Origin of the sequence: Actinomadura atramentaria DSM 43919 (assembly GCF_000381885.1) — a bacterium.
Taxonomy (GTDB): Bacteria; Actinomycetota; Actinomycetes; order Streptosporangiales; family Streptosporangiaceae; genus Spirillospora; species Spirillospora atramentaria.
Genome location: NZ_KB907227.1, coordinates 39,534 through 58,321, shown reverse-complemented (window position 1 = coordinate 58,321; position 18,788 = coordinate 39,534). Strand labels below are relative to the sequence as shown.

The 18,788-nt window shown below is 75.9% G+C and carries 12 protein-coding genes; 9 read left to right on the top strand and 3 right to left on the bottom strand.

The genetic code is table 11. The features are described from left to right. Nucleotides 1-7: 7 nt before the first annotated feature. Entirely contained in the window at nt 8-346 is a 339-nt protein-coding gene (locus tag G339_RS0130965; RefSeq protein WP_019634951.1) for a PadR family transcriptional regulator, read from the top strand. Continuing rightward, the gene (locus tag G339_RS0130960; protein ID WP_019634950.1) at nt 343-1,044 is read left to right on the top strand and encodes a hypothetical protein; all 702 of its coding nucleotides are present in this window, start codon (nt 343-345) and stop codon (nt 1,042-1,044) included. Before G339_RS0130965 ends, G339_RS0130960 begins: the two co-directional genes overlap by 4 nt. A gap of 3 nt (nt 1,045-1,047) precedes the next feature. Here G339_RS0130960 and G339_RS0130955 read toward each other — a convergent pair whose 3' ends face one another. The 3 genes from G339_RS0130955 to G339_RS37240 form a co-directional block, all read right to left on the bottom strand. Then, a complete protein-coding gene (locus G339_RS0130955; RefSeq protein WP_157408123.1) occupies nt 1,048-1,818 on the bottom strand; it encodes a hypothetical protein in 771 nt (256 codons plus the stop codon). Then, a complete protein-coding gene (locus G339_RS37245; RefSeq protein ID WP_051108009.1) occupies nt 1,815-3,545 on the bottom strand; it encodes a serine/threonine-protein kinase in 1,731 nt (576 codons plus the stop codon). Before G339_RS37245 ends, G339_RS0130955 begins: the two co-directional genes overlap by 4 nt. Nucleotides 3,546-3,647: 102 nt before the next feature. Continuing rightward, a complete protein-coding gene (locus tag G339_RS37240) occupies nt 3,648-7,121 on the bottom strand; it encodes an AAA family ATPase (protein WP_157408122.1) in 3,474 nt (1,157 codons plus the stop codon). 204 nt (nt 7,122-7,325) lie between these two features. On the opposite strand from G339_RS37240, the gene G339_RS0130940 reads away from it, so the two are divergent. From G339_RS0130940 to G339_RS0130910, 7 genes are all read left to right on the top strand, one after another. Next, on the top strand, nt 7,326-10,694 hold the full coding sequence (locus G339_RS0130940; RefSeq protein WP_019634948.1) for a pyruvate carboxylase: 3,369 nt from the start codon (nt 7,326-7,328) through the stop codon (nt 10,692-10,694). Between the two features lie 86 nt (nt 10,695-10,780). After that, nucleotides 10,781-12,064 carry a serine hydrolase domain-containing protein gene (locus tag G339_RS0130935; protein WP_019634947.1) on the top strand — a complete coding sequence of 428 codons (1,284 nt, stop codon included), beginning with the start codon at nt 10,781-10,783 and terminating at the stop codon, nt 12,062-12,064. A 146-nt stretch (nt 12,065-12,210) separates the two neighbouring features. Then, nucleotides 12,211-12,975, top strand: a complete 765-nt coding sequence (locus G339_RS0130930) for a DeoR/GlpR family DNA-binding transcription regulator (RefSeq protein WP_019634946.1) — start codon at nt 12,211-12,213, stop codon at nt 12,973-12,975. Nucleotides 12,976-13,047: 72 nt separating this feature from the next. After that, entirely contained in the window at nt 13,048-14,532 is a 1,485-nt protein-coding gene (locus G339_RS0130925; protein ID WP_019634945.1) for an amino acid permease, read from the top strand. Then, nucleotides 14,529-15,971, top strand: coding sequence for an FGGY family carbohydrate kinase (locus G339_RS0130920; RefSeq protein WP_019634944.1), 1,443 nt, complete (start codon nt 14,529-14,531; stop codon nt 15,969-15,971). The genes G339_RS0130925 and G339_RS0130920 overlap by 4 nt, the downstream gene beginning before the upstream one ends. Continuing rightward, a complete protein-coding gene (locus tag G339_RS0130915) occupies nt 15,968-17,431 on the top strand; it encodes an NAD(P)/FAD-dependent oxidoreductase (protein ID WP_019634943.1) in 1,464 nt (487 codons plus the stop codon). Before G339_RS0130920 ends, G339_RS0130915 begins: the two co-directional genes overlap by 4 nt. Further along, nucleotides 17,428-18,675 carry an NAD(P)/FAD-dependent oxidoreductase gene (locus tag G339_RS0130910; RefSeq protein ID WP_019634942.1) on the top strand — a complete coding sequence of 416 codons (1,248 nt, stop codon included), beginning with the start codon at nt 17,428-17,430 and terminating at the stop codon, nt 18,673-18,675. Before G339_RS0130915 ends, G339_RS0130910 begins: the two co-directional genes overlap by 4 nt. Nucleotides 18,676-18,788: the final 113 nt, after the last annotated feature.

Genomic DNA, 18,788 nt, shown 5'->3' with positions numbered 1-18,788 from the left:
CGCCGCCGTGGCCGCCGACCGCCGCGCGAGCTGGCTCAAGGGCGTCCTCGACCTGCTCGTCCTCGCGAGCCTCACCGAGGGCGAGAGCTACGGGTACGAGATCGCGAAGAACCTGGCCGAATCCGGCCTCGGGCAGATCAAGGGCGGGACGCTGTACCCCGTCCTCAACCGGCTGGAGGAGGCCGGGCTCGTCGCCGCCGAGTTCCGCGCCGCCGAGCGCGGGCCGGGCCGCCGCTACTACCGGCTGACCGCCGGCGGCCGCGCGACGCTCGCCGAGCAGGGCGCGCTGTGGCTCGCGTTCGACGCGTCCGTCCGCTCGGTGCTGGAGAGAGGAGACGTCCGGTGAGCGACTACTTCACCGACCTCGCCGCCGCGCTCGCCGCGCGGGGCGTCCCGCGCGACGAGATCGCGGCGACCGTCGACGACCTGGCGGCGTTCGCCGCCGAGAGCGGACGGCCGCCCGCGGAGGAGTTCGGGCCCGCCGCCGGCTTCGCGGCCCGGCTCGCGCCCGCGTCCGACGCCGAACCGGCGCCCGCCGGGGAGCAGACGTGGCGCTGGACGGCCGACGCGTTCCAGGACGTCCGCCGCCTCAACGCCTACGGCGACGAGGGCTGGGAGCTGCGCGGCATCGACGGCGCGGGCCGCTTCGTCACCCACCGCGACCCCGACCGCCCGCTGCGCTGGGAGTACCGCCGCGCGCTGATGCTCCCCGGCGCCGAGCGCCCGCGCACCGAACCGCCCGCCGCCGAGGGCTGGGAGCGCTGCGGGACGTGGGTCTGCTTCGCCTACTACAAGCGGCCGAGGGCGGCGTCGGCGGGCCCGGCGGGCGAACGCCCCGACGCCCCGCCGCGCCCCCGCCGCCGCGTCTTCTTCGGCGCGGGCTTCTACGTCTTCGTCACCTGCTACGCCCTGGCCGTCGCGGCCGTCGTCACCGCCGCCCTCACCTTCGGCGGCGCGCTCTCCAGCGTCCTGAAGGGCACGGCCATCGGCGCGATCCTCGGCCTGGCGGTGGCGCTGGCCACGACCCTGTCCCGCCGCCGCTGACGGCTAGCGGCAGTCGGCGCATCCGTCGAGGAACGCGACGAGGGCGCGCGCGATGCGGTCCGCGCCGTCCCGCGCCTCGGCCTCGGCCAGGGGCGTCGGGTCGGGGTCCGGGCCGTCGGCCCGGCCCGCCTCCGCGTCCCGGCCGGAGAACCGCACGGTGGCGACCAGGTTGCGGTAGCGGACGGAGAGCTGCTCGGTGCCGTCCGCCGCGCCGGAGCGCGTCCAGTACTGCCGGACGGCTCCGGAGCCGACGCCCGACACGTCGTCGGCGGGGCCGTAGGCCAGCGCATCCGCGCCGGACTTCCGCCGGGCGCCCGCCCGGCCGCGCAGGACGTCGCGGTCGTCGGCGAAGGCGGACGACGCGGCGTCCTCGGCGGGCCACAGGTGGAACCCGACGTCGAGCGCGCGGCTGCGCTGGACGAGTCCCGTCCGGGCGGTGGACGACGTCTCCCACGTGCAGCCGCCGATCGGGGCCGCGCGCTTCAGGTCGGTCCCGCGCTGGGAGAACCCGGCGTCCGGGACGAGCCGCTCGGCGACCGCGCGAACGCTCTCGCACGCCTGCGGGACGGCCGCGAGCAGACCCGGCAGCGGCAAGGGCGACGCCGACGACGGCGCGGGAGACGGCCGCGGATCGCGCACGTGCCCGCCGCGCAGGCCGAACCCGAGCACGAGCCCCGCCGTGACCGCCCCGGCGGCCACCGAGGACAGCACCGGGACCAGGCGGCGTCCGCGCCGGCGCGGCGGGTCCGCGCGGGTCGGAGCGGGGAGCGTCATGCCCGGCACTCCCCGCACGCCGCCAGGTTCGCCGCGAGGTCGCGCGCCGCCCGCAGCGCGCGGTCCCGCGCGGTGCCCTCCAGCGCGTTCAGGTCGATGGACGAGGGGTCGGGGGTGTCCGGCGAGAAGTTGTAGGAGTAGATGACGCTGACGACCGCGTTGTCGAGCCGGAACTCGACGGTGGCGCTCGCGGTGCGCCCGTGGTCGTCGCCCTGCGCCGACATCCGGAACGCCTCGGAGCCGAGACCGGGCTCGGCCTGGAGCTGCCCGTACCGGAGGCCGCCCGACGTCGTCCGCGACCTCTTCTTCAGCTTCTCGCGCTCGGCGGCGAAGTCGCGCGCCGCCTCGGTCGGCCCGTCGCGCCCCGCGCCGCTGCGCCGCACCTTGACGCGGGCGATGAGCTGCTGGAGCCGGTACGGGCCGGAGCCGTCGTCCGCGGACCGCTTCTCGGCCGTCCACGCGCAGCCGGTCTGGGCGCCGTCCAGTGACGCGTCCTGCACCGCGCCGTCGGTGGTGGGGCGGGCCTCGGCGCCGGGCGTCAGCGCCTCCAGGAGCGACGGCGAGACGATCGCGCAGGGCTTGGCGGGGCCGACGTACTCGCTCCGCCGCGTCGGTCCCGGCGTCGTGGCGACGGCCGCCGCCGCGCGCCCGTGTCCCGCGCCCTCGTCCGGCGCGTCGTCGCGCAGCAGCGCGACCGCGCCCGCGCTGACCGCGCCGACGACGACCGCGGTCGCGGCCGCGGACACCAGCGACGTCAGCCAGAGCGGCCGGGGCCGCCGCGCCGCCGGGGCGGGCGCGGCCGGCCGCTCGGGCGACCAGCCCTCGGCGATGACGGCGGTCGCGGCGCGCTCGGGGTCGGGGCCGGAGACCAGGCCGGACAGCAGCGCCTGCGCCGCGGGCCGCCGGGCCGGGTCCGGCTCCAGCGCCGCGCGCACGAGTGTCTGGAACTCGGCGGGGACGCCCGTCAGGTCGTGGCGGCCCTGCTGGGCGCGCGCGGCGAGCGTCGCGAGGTTGCCCGTCCCGTAGGGGTTGCGGCCCGTCGCGGCGTACGCGACGAGCGCGCCCCAGGCGAACACGTCGGCCGCCGGGCCCGCCTGCCCGTCGAAGACCTGCTCGGGCGCGGCCCAGCCGGGGCTGCCGACGACGCCGCCGGTGCGGGTGAGGCGGTCGTCGGAGTCCAGCGCCCGCGCGATGCCGAAGTCGATGACGCGCGGCCCGGTCGCGGACAGCATCACGTTGCGCGGCTTGAGGTCGCGGTGGACGAGCCGGACGGCGTGGATCGCGACGAGCGCCGTCGCGACGCCGACCGCGAGGGCGCGCAGCGGCGCGGGCGCGAGCGGGCCGCGCGCGGCGACGTGGTCGGCCAGCGACGGCCCGTCGATGTACTCGGTGACGAGGTACGGGCTGCCGCCCGAGACGCCGTGGTCGAGGACCCGCGCGGTGCAGAACGACGCGACGCGGCGCGCGTGGTCCACCTCGGCGGCGAACCGGGCGCGGAACGCGGGCGCGGCCGCCAGCTCCGGGCGGACGACCTTGACGGCGACCTGCCGCCCGTCCGGCGCGAGGGCGAGGTACACCGCGCCCATGCCGCCCTCCCCGAGCCGGCCGAGGAGGCGGTGCCCGCCGACCGACTCGGGGTCGGCGGGCGTCAGGGGGTCGGCGCCGGACGTCCACGGCGACTGGTCGGCCCGCACGGCGTCTCCCTCGGCGTCGCGTCGGATGTTCACGAGCGGACGGGAGATTACCGATTTCCCGGGAGGGCGTCAGAAGCCATGTCCACCGAAAGAGGGGCGACCGGCGGATTCGTCCCGGGGAATGGCCGGAGGCGGTCAGAGGTAGAGGCCTGTGTGGTCGGGGTCGGTGGACAGGTCGGGTGGGAGGTCGGCGGCGTGGAGGGTGGTGACTTCGGTGGGGGAGGGGGTTGTCGTGGTCGTCAGGCGTTGGGATTGGCGGGCCACGGCGGCGTCGAGGACGTTGCGCATCAGGCGGCCGTTGCCGAAGGACGGGCCGCGGCCCGCGCCGCGCAGGAGGGAGCGCAGGGCGGGTGAAAGGTCCGCGGCCAGGGAGAAGCCTTCCGCGGCGGCGAGGTGTTCGAAGATGGCGACGAGTTCGGAGTCGCTGTAGTCGGGAAAGCGCAGCCGTTTCGGGAAACGCGATTCCAGGCCGGAGTTCGCGGTCAGGAAACCGCGCATCTCGCGTTCGTATCCCGCGACGATGACCAACAGGTCGCCCCGGTACTCCTCCATGAGTTTCACGAGCGTCGCGACGGCCTCCTGGCCGTAGGCGTCGCCGGTGAGGGCGTACGCCTCGTCCACGAACAGGACGCCGCCGAGGGCCTGCTCGACGGCGGCGCGGACGCGCGGCGCGGTCTGCCCGAGGTGCGTCCCGACGAGGTCGGCGCGCCCGACCTCCACCAGGTGCCCGGACGACAGCAGCCCGAGCTGCGCGTACACGGCCGCGATGAGCCGCGCGACGGTCGTCTTGGCGGTGCCCGGGTTGCCGGTGAACACCATGTGCCGCGACGGGGACGGCGCGGGCTGCCCGGCGGCGCGCCGCAGCTCGGCGGTGCGGGCCTCGGCGACGAGCCGGTGGACCTCCTCCTTGACGGTCCGCAGCCCGACGAGCCCGTCCAGCGTCGTCAGCGGGTCGGCGGCGGGCGCGTTGCGCGTCGTGCCGGACAGGGTGTCGGGGAGGTCGGCGGCGACGAGCGTCGACAGGTCCTCGGCGGTGGCGCGGGGCAGCGCGGTGACGCGCCGGGCCTGCAGCGCGGTGGAGCGCTCCGCGAGGTTGCGCATCAGCCGCGCGTTGCCGAACGACCGGCCGCGCGGCGCGCGGCGCAGCAGCCCGGCGAGCTTGTCGCGGGCGGCGGCGTCGGGTTCGAGGCCCGCCTGCGCGGCCTGGCCCGCGAAGATCTCGACCAGTTCGTCGTCGCTGAAGTCGGGGAACCGCAGCGTCGTCGGGAACCGCGACGCCAGCCCCGGATCGGACGCGACGAACCGCTGCATCTCCCGCTCGTAGCCCGCCGCGATGACGACCAGGTCGTCGCGGTGGTCCTCCATCATCTTGATCAGCTCGGCGACGGCCTCGGGCCCGTAGTCCTCGCCGAGGTCGGACTGGGTCAGCGCGTACGCCTCGTCGATGAACAGCACCCCGCCCACGGCGCGCCGCACGACCGCGCGCGTCTTCACGGCGGTCTCCCCGATGTACTGGCCGATCAGCTCGGCCCGCGACACCTCCACGAGGTGCCCGGACGACAGCACGCCGAGGTCCTTGTAGATGCGGGCCAGCAGCCGCGCGACGACGGTCTTGCCGGTGCCCGGGTTCCCGCTGAAGATCATGTGCCGGGCGGGCGCGGGGACGGTCAGCCCCGCCTCCCGGCGCAGCCGCGCCGCCTTCGCCCCCGCCGCGAGCAGTTCGATCTCCTGCTTGACCGAGTGCAGCCCGGTCAGCGCGGCGAGCTCGGCGAACGGGTCGCCCGCCGTGCGGCCCGCGTGGAAGACGGCCGGGACGTCCGAGCGCTTGACGACCAGTTCCTCGCCGGGCGGCGTCCGCTCCCGGACGGAGTCCACGACGACGTCCGCGAGCCGGTGCGCGAGCCGCGCGTTGCGCAGGTTCCGCACCGGCGCGGTCTCGGCCAGCAGCCGCCCGGCGGCGGTCAGCGCCCGCTTGTGGGCGCGCGCGCCGCGCTGCCGCAGCGCGCGCTCGAACAGCTCGGCGTACCCGTCGGCGTTGAACGGGTGCGTGTAGGCGACCTGGAACCGCAGCGCGAGGCCGGGGTTGACCTCGCGGATGCGCTCGTCGCCGCCCGGCTCGCACAGCGCGACGACGTGGAGGTCGTCGTGGACGTCCAGCGCGCGGTGCAGTTCCTCGACGACGGCCTCGCCGCTGCGCGGGTCGCGGGAGATGTCGTCGAGCCCGTCGATGACCATGAGCCGGTTCCCGGCGGAGTCGCGGGCGTCCACGTGCAGGTGCGTGGTGCCCGCCGAGACCTCCTTGCCCGCGAAGAAGTCGTCGGCGAGCCACAGCGGCGGGCCGGTGATGAGGCGGTCCTGGAGGACGCGGGCGATCTCCTGGGCGGCGTCGCGCTTGCCGGTGCCGTCCGGGCCGACGATCATCAGCCGGACGGGCCGCCCGGGGTTCGCGGCGATCTCCTCCAGCGCGGCGACGAGCGCGGGCTGCCCGACCAGGCCCGTCCCGACGTCGGGCGTCCTCGCGCGGCGGCGGCGCGCCGGGTCCGCGCCGACGGTCGCGGCGACCGGGTTGACGTACCGGCGGCGCGGCGCGGCGAGCCGCCGCAGGTCCGCCTGGAACTCGCCCACCGGAATCCACTCGGGGTCGGGGTAGCGGGCGTCGTCGGGGAACCCCTGCGCGCAGCCGGTGAACCGCATCGCCATGTCGAGCCAGGCGCGGCACGCGTCGGCCTCGCCCGCGCCGAGCGCGCGGGCCAGCCACGCCCGCGCCCGGCCGTACCAGGCGGCGGGCTCGAAGTCCTTGCGGACGACGGGGAACCGCTCCAGCACCTCGCCGAACTGGTCCTGGGTGAGCGCGCCGGACAGCTCGGCGGGCACCTGCTCCAGCCCGGCCTGGGCGAGGAGGTCCACGATGAGTTCGACGGCGGTCTCGTCGTGCGGCGCGACGGTCCGCAGGTGCTCGTGGACGGGCAGCAGGCCCGAGCACACCCAGTCCAGGTAGCCGATCGGCCCGGCGAGTTCCGGGAGTTCCGCGACGATGTCCTCGGAGGCGTGCGCGATCCACGCGCGGCGCTGCTCGTCCAGCGGCGCGCGGATGTCGAGGTCGGGCGGCGGGTCGTCGTACAGCTTGATCAGCGCCTGGCGGCGGCGCTCCAGCGGCTCCATGCCCTCCAGGACGTCCAGCGACTCGCGGGCGAGGGCGAGCGCGAGGTCCTGGTCGGGGGACTCCTCCAGCCATTCGAGCGGCCGGAACCCGCCGGTGGTGACGCCCCAGCCCGTCACGGGCCGCACCGGGTCCTGCGGCTCGCGCATGTAGGAGTTGAAGAACTGGTACTGCAACCGGGAGTGCGTGCCGGAGTTCACGGCCGCCGCGCCGCACAGGAAGTCCACGATCAGGACCAGGTCGCCGACGACGAGCGACGCGGGCGGCGCGAGCAGCGGCTGCGCGTCGGTGGTCAGCCCGGCGGCGCGCGGGTCGGCGGCGAGCTTGTCGATCCGGGCGCGGATCTCGTCGTACAGGCCGTCGGGCACGCGCCACGGGCCGTGGAAGTACAGGTCGCAGACGGGTTCGTCGCCGACCAGCAGTTCCAGGTGCTCCGGTAGCCGCAACACGATCCCCCTTCAAGCAACGCAAACCTCAACGAAACAGCCCGGTCGAACAGCCTAGGTGCTCCCCGCCGACACGGCGTCCCGTTGGCCGGACCGAGCCCGCCGGCGGGACGGGCGCCGCGTTATGTTGGACGCGCTCGACGCCGAGCCCGGTAGGCCGCGCGTGTCGGGGCGGCCCGCCGTCCCCGACCCCACGGGAGTTGAGTCGTGATCAGCAAGCTCCTCGTCGCCAACCGCGGCGAGATCGCTGTCCGCGCCTTCCGCGCGGCCTATGAGCTGGGCATCCCCAGCGTCGCCGTCTACCCCTACGAGGACCGCTTCTCCCTGCACCGCCAGAAGGCGGACGAAGCGTACGAGATCGGCGAGCGCGGCCACCCCGTGCGCGCCTACCTGGACGTCGAGGCGATCGTGTCGACCGCGCTGCGCGTCGGCGCGGACGCCGTCTACCCCGGCTACGGGTTCCTGTCGGAGAGCCCCGAGCTGGCCGAGGCGTGCGAGCGCGCCGGGCTGACGTTCGTCGGCCCGCCCGCGGCGGTGCTCCGGCTCGCCGGGAACAAGATCGAGGCCGTCGCGGCGGCGCGCCGCGCGGGCCTGCCCGTGCTGCGGTCGGCGACGCCCGAGCCGGGCGCGGAGCTGGCGGCGGCCGACGAGGTCGGCTTCCCGCTGTTCGTCAAGGCCGCGGCGGGCGGCGGCGGGCGCGGGCTGCGCCGCGTCGAGCGCCGCGAGGACCTGCCGCTCGCCGTCGAGACCGCGCGCCGCGAGGCCGAGTCGGCGTTCGGCGACGCGACGGTGTTCCTGGAGCAGGCCGTCGAGCGGCCCCGGCACATCGAGGTGCAGGTCCTCGCGGACGGGGCGGGCCACACCGTCCACCTGCGCGAGCGGGACTGCTCGGTGCAGCGCCGCCACCAGAAGGTCGTGGAGATCGCGCCCGCGCCCCGGCTGGACGCGCAGCTCGTCCGGCGGCTGTGCGCGGACGCGGTCGCGTTCGCGCGCGAGATCGGCTACGTCAACGCCGGGACGGTCGAGTTCCTGGTGGACGACCGGGGCGAGCACGTCTTCATCGAGATGAACCCGCGCATCCAGGTCGAGCACACCGTGACCGAGGAGGTCACCGGCGTCGACCTCGTGCAGAGCCAGCTCCGCATCGCGGGCGGCGAGACGCTGCGCGACCTCGGGATCTCCCAGGACGAGGTCGCCGTGTCCGGGTTCGCGGTGCAGTGCCGCATCACCACCGAGGACCCCGCGAACGGGTTCCGGCCCGACACCGGCCGCATCTCGGCGTACCGGTCGCCGGGCGGCGCGGGCGTCCGGCTCGACACCGGTACCGCGTACGCGGGCGCGGAGGTCAGCCCGCACTTCGACTCGCTGCTGGTGAAGCTGACGACGCGCGGCCGGACGTTCGAGGACGCGGTCCGCCGCTCGCGGCGCGCCGTCGCGGAGTTCCGCATCCGGGGCGTGGCGAGCAACATCCCGTTCCTGCTGGCGCTGCTGGACGAGCCGGACTTCGGCGCGGGCGGCGTCACGACGTCCTACATCGCGGACCATCCGGAGCTGCTGACGGCGCGGTCCAGCGGGGACCGGGCGACGCGGCTCGTCCGGTACCTCGCGGACGTCACCGTCAACAAGCCGCACGGCGAGGCCCCCACCGACCTCGACCCGGCCGCGAAGCTCCCGCCGCTCGACCCGGGCGCGCCGCCGCCCGGCTCGCGGGACCGGCTGCTGGCGCTCGGCCCGGCGCGGTTCGCCGCCGAGCTGCGCGCGCGGGAGGCGCTGGCCGTCACCGACACGACGTTCCGCGACGCGCACCAGTCGCTCCTCGCGACGCGCGTGCGGACGTTCGACCTCGTCGCCGCCGCCCCCCACCTGGCGCGCGCGACGCCGGAGCTGCTGTCGCTGGAGGCGTGGGGCGGCGCGACCTACGACGTGGCGCTGCGGTTCCTCGGCGAATCCCCGTGGGACCGGCTCGCCGCGATCCGCGAGGCCGCGCCGAACCTGTGCCTGCAGATGCTGCTGCGCGGGCGCAACACGGTCGGGTACACGCCGTACCCGGACTCGGTCGCGCGCGCGTTCGTCGCGGAGGCCGCCTCGACGGGCGTGGACATCTTCCGGGTGTTCGACGCGCTCAACGACGTCGAGCGGATGCGGCCTGCGATCGACGCGGCGCTCCAGACGCACGCGCTCGTCGAGGGGACGCTGTGCTACACCGGCGACCTGTCCTCGCCGGGCGAAACGCTCTACACGCTCGACTACTACCTGCGGCTCGCCGAACAGCTCGTCGCCGCGGGCGTCCACGTGCTGTGCATCAAGGACATGGCCGGGCTGCTGCGCGCGCCCGCCGCGCGGACGCTCGTCACCGCGCTGCGCGAGCGCTTCGACCTGCCCGTCCACCTGCACACGCACGACACGGCGGGCGGGCAGCTCGCCACCTACCTCGCCGCGATCGACGCGGGCGTGGACGCCGTGGACGGGGCCGCCGCGCCGCTCGCCGGGACCACCAGCCAGCCGCCGCTCCAGGCGATCGTCGCGCACACCGACTTCACGCCGCGCGCCACCGGCCTGTCGCTGGACGCGCTGACGGAGCTGGAGCCGTACTGGGAGGCCGTCCGGAAGCTGTACGCGCCGTTCGAGATGGGCCTGCCCGCCCCGACCGGCCGCGTCTACCGGCACGAGATCCCCGGCGGGCAGCTCTCCAACCTGCGGCAGCAGGCCGTCGCGCTCGGCCTCGGCGACCGGTTCGAGGAGATCGAGCGGCTGTACGCGGCGGCGGACCGCATCCTCGGGCGGCTGGTGAAGGTGACGCCGTCCAGCAAGGTCGTCGGGGACCTCGCGCTGCACCTGGTCGCCGCCGGGGCCGACCCGGACGAGTTCGCCGAGCACCCGGAGCGGTTCGACATCCCCGACAGCGTCATCGGGTTCCTCGCCGGGGAGCTGGGCGACCCGCCCGGCGGCTGGCCGGAGCCGTTCCGGGGCCGCGCCCTCGACTCGCGCGCGCACGCCCCGGCGCGCGCCGAGCTGACCCGCGAGGAGGAGAAGGCCCTCGCGGGCCCGGACGTCCGCGACACCCTCGACCGGCTGCTGTTCCCCGGCCCCGCCAAGGAGTACCGGGAGACGCGCGCCGCGTACGGCGACCTGTCGGTGCTGCCGACCGGGCCGTTCCTGTACGGGCTGCGGACCGGCGACGAGGTCGCGTTCGACCTGGAGCCGGGCGTGCGCGTCCTCGCCGGGCTGGAGGCGGTCGGGGAACTGGACGAGGCGGGCGTGCGCCAGGTCATCTGCACGGTGAACGGCCAGCTCCGGACGCTGTCGGTGCGGGACCGGTCGGTCGCCGCCGAGGCCCCGCCGGTCGAGCGCGCCGACCCCGCCGAGCCGGGGCAGGTCGCCGCGCCGTTCGACGGGTCGGTGACGCCGCGCGTGGAGAAGGGCGCGCGGGTCGAGGCCGGGGACGTCGTCGCGACGATCGAGGCGATGAAGATGGAGGCGGCGATCACCGCGCCGGTCGCGGGCTCCGTCGCGCGCGTCGTCGTGCCGGGCGCGACGCGCGTGCAGGCCGGGGACCTGCTGATCGTGATCGACTGAACACCGCTCCGGGGTGCGCCGCCGGAGGCTCCGGGCGTCCGGCGGCGTATTCTCGGTTGTCTACTTTGGCTGGAAATGGGGCGGGGATGGGACGGCTGCTGCGACGGTGCGCGACGCTGCCCGCGCTCGGGCTCGCCGCCGCGGTCGCGCTGTCGTCCGTCGCGGCCTCGGCGGTCGCGCCCGGCGGGCGGCCCGCGCCGCTGCGCGTCGCGGCGACCGCGTCGGTGACGGCGGCAGCGCCCGTCCTGGACTCCGGCCTGCTCCGCGCGACGCTCGACGCGGTCCGCGCGTCGGGCGCGTACGGCGTCTACTCCGAGGCGCGCGACGGCGCGGCCGTCTGGCGCGACGCCGCCGGGGTCGCGGACCGCACCACGGGCCGCACCACGGGCCGCACCGCCGAACCCGGGCTGCGGCAGCGGGTCGGCGCGGTCACGATGACGTTCACCGCGACGGCCGTCCTGCGGCAGGTCGAGGCGGGCCGGGTGGACCTCGACGCGCCCGTCGCGCTGTACCTGCCCGGCGTCGTCCCCGGCGACCGGGGCCGCCAGATCACCGTCCGGATGCTGCTCCAGCACACCAGCGGCATCGCGGACTACCTGCCGAGCGCGTTCCCGTCGCTGCGCGAGGAGTCGGCGGCGGACGTGGACGCGGGGCGGTCGCGGCGGCTCGCGCCGGACCGGCTCGTCCGCTGGGGGCTGGCCGCCCCGGCGACCGGCGCGCCGGGGGAGCGGTTCGCGTTCTCGCGGACGAACTACGTGCTGCTCGGGATGCTCCTGGAACGCGTCACCGGGAAGAAGGCCGAGACCGTCATCGAGCGGGACGTGATCGACCGCGCCGGGCTCGAGCACACCGCGTTCCCGGACGGCGTGGACATCGACGGGCCGCACCCGAAGATGTACGAGTCCCTGCACGGCAGCGCCGATCCGCCGCGCGAGTACTCCGAGTACGACATGTCCTACGCGTGGACGGCGGGCGGGCTCGTCTCCACGGTCGGGGACCTCGACCGGTTCTACGGCGCGCTGCTGTCCGGCCGCCTGCTCGGCCCGGCGATGCTCGCCGCGATGCGCACGACCGTCCCGGCGGGCGACGCCGACGATCCGACGCGCGGGCGGTACGGCCTCGGCATCGCGGAGCGCACGCTGCCGTGCGGCGTGTTCTGGGGGCACGACGGGACGGTGTTCGGCGCGCACACCCGCGTCCTGGCGAGCGCGGACGGCGCCCGCTCGGTCGCGGTCGGCATCAACCGGGGCGGCTACCAGCCCCTCGACGGCGACGGCAACCCCGTCGCGGACCCGCTGGACAACGCGATCGGCGCGCACCTCAGCCAGGCCCTCTGCGGCCCCACGGCCTTCGCCCCGCCGCAGGACTGATCCGCCCGCGCCGCGCGTCCGGCGCCTGGCCGGCGGTAACGGTCACCCCCGTTTGTAAAGAGTCTTAGCGACATCTTGACGTTTGTCACCACATTCATCCACGATTAACCCCATGAACGGGCAAGAATCCACAAGTTCGGGCGATCATGCTGCCCGCTGAGCGGCACGCCCAGATCGTCGAGGCGCTGCGCGACAACCGCGTCGTCAGCACCGAGGAGTTCGGGCGGCTGCTGGGCGTCTCGGCCGAGACCGTCCGCCGCGACCTCAAGGAGCTGGAGCGGCGCGGCGCGCTGGTCCGGGTCCACGGCGGAGCGACCGCGCGCGACGGCGGAACCGGCGAGGAGCCCCCGTTCACCGAGCGGGCCGGGATCGCCTCGGCCGCCAAGACCGCGATCGGGCGGGCCGCCGCCGCGCTCGTCCGGCCCGGCCAGACCGTCGTCATCGACGTCGGCACCACGGCCGTCGCGGTCGCGCGGGCGCTGCCCGCCGAGTTCCGGGGCACGGTCGCGACCTGCTCGCTGCAGGTCGCGGCCGAGCTGGCCGGGCGGCCGGGCGTGGACGTCCTGGTCGCGGGCGGCCGGGTCCGCGCCGGCGACCTCGCCTGCTCCGGGGCGCAGGCCGTCGCGTTCTTCGCCGACCTGCACGCCGACGTGGCGTTCCTCGGGTCCGGCGGGCTGGACGCGGCCACCGGGCTCACCGACTTCCACCTGGACGAGGTCGCGACGCGCCGGGTGATCCTCGGCACGGCCCTGCGGTCCTACGTCCTCGCCGACTCCGGCAAGTTCGGGCGCGTCGCGCCGCACCGCGTGTGCGGGTTCGACGCGTTCGACGGGCTGGTGACCGAGGGACCGGTCCCGCCGGACCTCGCCCGCGCCGTCGAACGAGCGGACGGCGTCATCGTCACCGGATGACGGGCCGGACGGCGCTGCCACGCCGCCCGGCCCCTGATCGAAACCCCCGCCGCAAAGCTAGGAGCACGACCCATGACACAGTCTTCCACCCGTCCACCGGACTCCGGACCCGGCTCCGGCCGCGCGGGCGAGGCGGGCTACACCGCCCAGTTCGAGCGGACGCTCGGCAAGTTCGAGTCGTTCGCCGTGGCGTTCTCGTTCATCTCCATCACGACGGGCCTGTTCAGCACGTATGGAACGGTCCTGGGCGAGGGCGGCCCGGCGGGCATCTGGACGTGGCCGATCGCCACGGCGGGCACGCTGCTCGTCGCGCTCGTGTACGGCATGCTCGCCAGCCGCATCCCGCTGTCGGGCTACAGCTACCAGTGGGCCTCGCGCCTGGCGTCGCCGGTGCTCGGCTGGTGGTTCGGCTGGGTGTCGTTCACGTTCCTCGGGATCGTCGTGGTCGCCGTGGACTACGGGCTCGCGCAGGTCGCGCTGTTCCCGCTGTTCGGGCTGGAGTACACGGCGATGCGCGGCGCGGTCGTCACCGCGGTCGTGCTGCTGGTCCAGATGGCGCTGATCATCTGGTCCACCCCGATCGCAACCAAGATCAACAACTTGGCGGTGGCGGCCGAGGTCGTCGCGATGATCGGCCTGACCCTGCTCATCGCCGTCATCGTGATCTTCTTCGGCAAGGGCGACTGGGGGAACCTCGGCTCGACGGCGGCCGCGTCCGGCGGCGGCGGGAGCTATTTCGGGTTCCTCGGGCCGTTCATGCTGTCGGCGCTGCTCGGGGCGTTCACGCTCGTCGGCTGGGAGTCGGCCGCGAACCTCGCCGAGGAGACGCACAACCCCAAGCAGGTCGTCCCGCGCGCGATGGTCCGTGCGATCCTGATCAGCGGGGTCATCGGGATGCTGTTCCTCATCGTCATCAGCGTCGGCCTCGGCGGCGACATCGCCTCGATCAGCGCCAGCTCCGCGCCGGTCGCGGCGGTCATCGAGAACACCGCCGGGCATTTCATCGCGCGCGCGTTCCTCGTGGTCGTCAGCGTCGCGATCTTCGCCTGCGGCCTGATCATCATGACCAGCAACAGCCGCCTCGTCCACTCGATGGCCCGCGACGGCCGGGTGCCGTTCTCCCGCGCGCTCAGCAGCGTCCCGCGCTCCACCGGCGGCCCGACCTGGGCGACGGCGCTGTGCGGCGTCGTGTCCGTCGTCATCGTCGCGGTGTTCTCCTCCAACGAGAACGCCCTGTCGGACCTGCTCGGCGCGGGCACGCTCATGCCCGCCATCCTGTACGCCGGGACGGTCGCGCTTTACATCTTCACGCGCCGCTCCTACAAGCCCGCGCCGGGCGACTTCCGGCTCGGCCGCTGGGAGCTCCCCGTCGTCGTCGGCGCGGTCGTGTGGCTCGTCATCGAGCTGTGCATCTTCGTCATCCCGAGCGACTTCCGCGCCGCGCAGTACTACGTGCTCGCGACGCTCGGCATCGGCGCCGTGGTCTTCGCGGTCGTGTGGGCCACCCGCCGCGACCAGCTCGTCAAGATGCCGCTGCTGGAGGAGGAGCGGCCGTGACCGTCCTCGCCATCGACCAGGGGACGTCGGGCACCAAGGCGATCGTCGTGGACCCCGCCGACGGGGTCCTCGGCCTCGCCGAGGTCCCCGTCCACCCCGACTACCTCCCCGGCGGAGGGGTCGAGCAGGACCCGGCCGAACTCCTGGACTCGGTGCTGACGGCGGGCCGGCTCGCGCTGGAGCGCGCGGGCCGCCCCGTCGCGGCGGTCGCGCTCGCCAACCAGGGCGAGACGGTCCTCGCCTGGGACCCCGCCACCGGGAGGCCGCTGTCGCGGGCGATCGTGTGGCAGGACCGGCGCGCCGAGCCGGTCTGCGCGGAGCTGGCCGCGCACGCGGCGGACGTCGCCGCGCGCACCGGGCTCGTCCTCGACCCGTACTTCAGCGCGCCGAAGATGGCGTGGCTGCGCCGGAACGTCACCCGCGAGGGCGTCGTCACGACCACCGACACCTGGCTCGTCCACGCGCTGACCGGCGAGTTCGTCACCGACGCGTCCACCGCGTCGCGGTCGCTGCTGCTCGACCTCGACGCCGTCGCGTGGGATTCGGCGCTCGCCGAGCTGTTCGGGCTCGGCGGCGAACGGCTGCCGCGCATCGTCGGGTCCGACGAGATCGTCGGCACGACCACCGCGTTCGGCGGGGAGATCCCCGTCGCGGGGCTGGTCGTCGACCAGCAGGCCGCGTTGCTCGCCGAGAACTGCCTGGACCCGGGCACCGCCAAATGCACGTTCGGGACCGGGGCGTTCCTGCTCGCCAACACGGGCGAGACCGCGCCCCGCTCGGCGTCCGGGCTCACCACCTCGGTCGCCTGGCGGGCGCGCGGCGCCACCCCGTACTGCGTGGACGGGCAGGTTTACACCGCCGCGTCCGCCGTCCGCTGGCTCACCGACCTCGGGCTCGTCGGCTCCGCCGCCGAGCTGGACGCGGTCGCCGCCGGCGCCGCCGACGAGGAGGCGGGCGGCGTCCTGTGCGTCCCCGCCCTCGCCGGGCTCGCCGCCCCGTGGTGGCGGTCCGACGCGACCGCCGCGCTCACCGGCATGACGCTGTCCACCGGCCGCGGCGACCTCGTGCGCGCCGTGCTCCAGGGCATCGCCGCGCAGGTCGCCGAACTCGCCGACCTGCTCCCGGCGCCGCTCACCGCGCTGCGCGCGGACGGCGGCCTCACCCGCAGCGCCGTGCTCATGCAGTCCGTCGCCGACCTGACGGGCACGCCCGTCGAGGTGTACCCGTCCGCGCACGCCACCGCGCTCGGCGCCGCCGCGTTCGCGCGGCTCGCCGTCGAGCCCGGCCTCGCCGTGCGCGGCGCCGTCGTCGGCTGGACGCCGAGCACCCGCCACGAACCGCGCTGGAGCGCCGACCGGGCCGCGGCCTTCCGCGACCGGTGGCGCGCCGCGCTCGCACTCGGCCTGCCCGGGGGACAGGCCGCCGAAGGGGGATCATGACCACCGACCCATCCGCGGCCGACCGCGCCGGCGCCCCGGGGGCGTTCGACGTCGTCGTCGTCGGCGCGGGCGTCGTCGGCGCGGCCATCGCGCGCGACCTGGCGGGCCACCGCCTGTCGGTCGCGCTCGTCGAGGCCCGCGACGACGTCGGCGACGGCACCAGCAAGGCCAACACCGCCATCCTGCACACCGGCTTCGACGCCAAGCCGGGGACGCTGGAGTCCCGGCTCGTCCGGCGCGGCTACGAGCTGCTGTCGGGGTACGCCGCCGAGACCGGCATCCCCGTCGAACGCGTCGGCGCGCTGCTCGTCGCGTGGACCGACGAGGAACTGGACGCACTGCCGGGACTGCGCGACAAGGCCGCCGAGAACGGCTGCACCCGCTGCGAGATCGTCTCCGCCGACGAGGTGTACCGCCAGGTGCCCGACCTCGGGCCGGGCGCGCTCGGCGGACTGACCGTCCCCGACGAGTCGATCATCTGCACGTGGACGACGACGCTCGCGCTCGCCACCGACGCGCGGGCGCGCGGCGCCCGCGTGCTGCTCGGCCACCGCGTCACCGGCGTCACCGAGGGGCCGGACGCGACGGTCCTGCACACCACGCGCGGCGACGTCGCCGGGCGCTGGATCGTCAACGCCGCCGGACTCGGCGCGGACGTCCTGGACCGGATGCTCGGGTACGACCGCTTCACGGTCACGCCCCGGCGCGGCGAGCTGTTCGTCTACGACAAGCTCGCCCGGCCGCTGGTGGACCGGATCGTGCTGCCCGTCCCGTCGTCGCGCGGCAAGGGCGTCCTGGTCAGCCCGACCATCTACGGCAACGTGATGCTCGGCCCGACCGCCGAGGACCTCGACGACCGCACCGCCACCGGCACCTCCGAGGACGGGTTCGCGTTCCTGCTGGACAAGGGCCGCAAGCTCATGCCGAAGCTGCTGGAGGAGGAGGTCACCGCGACCTACGCGGGGCTGCGCGCCGCCATCGACCGCGGCGACTACCTCATCGAGGCCGACGCCGACCGGCGCTACCTGCTCGTCGGCGGCATCCGCTCGACCGGGCTGACGGCGGGCATGGCCATCGCCGAACACGTCCACGGGCTCCTCGCGGGGGCGGGCCTGGCGCTGGAACCGCGCGCCGACCTGCCCGCGCCGCCCCGGATGCCGAACATCGGGGAGGCGTTCACCCGGCCCTACCAGGACGCGGACCTCATCGCCCGCGACCCCGAGTACGGGCGCGTCGTGTGCTTCTGCGAGCGCGTCACGGCGGGGGAGATCCGCGACGCGCTCGCGTCGCCGCTGCCGCCCGCCGGGCTGGACGGCCTGCGCCGCCGCACCCGCGCGATGAACGGGCGCTGCCAGGGGTTCTTCTGCGGCGCGGAGGTCGCGGCGCGGCTGGCGGCGGGCGCGCCGCCGTGCGCGTCCGCCGGACGTCCCGCGGCGGAGACGAAGGAGGACGCCCGATGACCGCGACCAGCGTGCTGCGGCCCGACGTCGTCGTGGTCGGCGGCGGCCCGGCCGGGCTCACCGCCGCCGCCGCGCTCGCGGGCCGGGCCGACGTGCTCGTCCTGGACCGCGAGCGCGCGACCGGCGGCATTCCCCGGCACAGCGACCACACCGGGTACGGCCTGCGCGACCTGCGCCGCGTCATGACCGGCCCCGCCTACGCGCGCCGCCTCACCGACCGCGCCCTGCGCGCCGGGGCGGCGCTGCACACCGAAGCGACGGTGACCGGCTGGACGGGGGAGCGGACCCTCGCGGTGACGTCCCCGCGCGGCCGGTACGAGGTCGAGGCGAAGGCCGTCGTCCTCGCGACCGGGGCGCGCGAGCGGCCCCGCCCCGCGCGGCTCGTCCCCGGCGACCGGCCCGCGGGCGTCTACACCACCGGGCAGCTCCAGAACCTCGTCCACCTGCACCACGGGTCGCCGGGCACGCGCGCCGTCGTGGTCGGCGGCGAGCTGGTGAGCTGGTCGGCGGTCGTGACGCTGCGCGAGGCGGGCTGCGCGACGGTCCTGCTGACGACCGAGCACCCCTCGCCGGAGTCGTACGCGGCGTTCAACGCGGCGGGCCGGACCGTGCTCGGCGTGCCCGTCGCGACGCGGACGCGGGTCGTCCGCGTCGTCGGGAAGGGCCGCGTCTCCGGCGTCGAGGTCGAGGACACCGCCACCGGCCGCCGCCGCACCGTCGACTGCGACTGCGTCGTCTTCACCGGCGACTGGATCCCCGACCACGAGCTGGCGCGCTCGGCGGGCCTGGCGATGGACGCCGGGACGCGCGGGCCGCTCGTCGACACCGCGCTGCGCACCAGCCGCCCCGGCGTGTTCGCGGCGGGGAACCTGCTGCACCCCGTCGACACCGCGGACATCGCCGCGCTCGACGGCCGGTTCGTCGCCGACCGCGTCCTGGACCACCTCGCGGGCGGCGGCGCGGCGGACCCGCGCGGCGTCCCGCTCGTCGCGGACGCGCCGCTGCGCTGGGTCGCGCCCGGCCTGCTGCGGCCCGGCGACCCGGCCCCGCCGCGCGGGCGGCTACTGCTGTGGACCGACGAGCTGGTCCGGGTGCCGCGCGTCGTCCTCACCCAGGACGGCCGGGAGCTGTCGCACCGGACGCTGCCGTGGCCCGCGTCGCCGGGCCGCGTGTTCCGCGTCCCGTGGTCGGTGGTCCGCCGGGTGCGGCCGGGCGGCGGCCCGGTCCACGTCGGCCTGGCCTGACGGCCGACGCCCGCGGCCCGACCCGGCCCGCTCCGGGTCGGGCCGCGGCGTCTCCGGACGCCGCCGCGCGGCAGGCCACGGGCGCCGCCGGCAACACGGTGAACGCGCCGGAT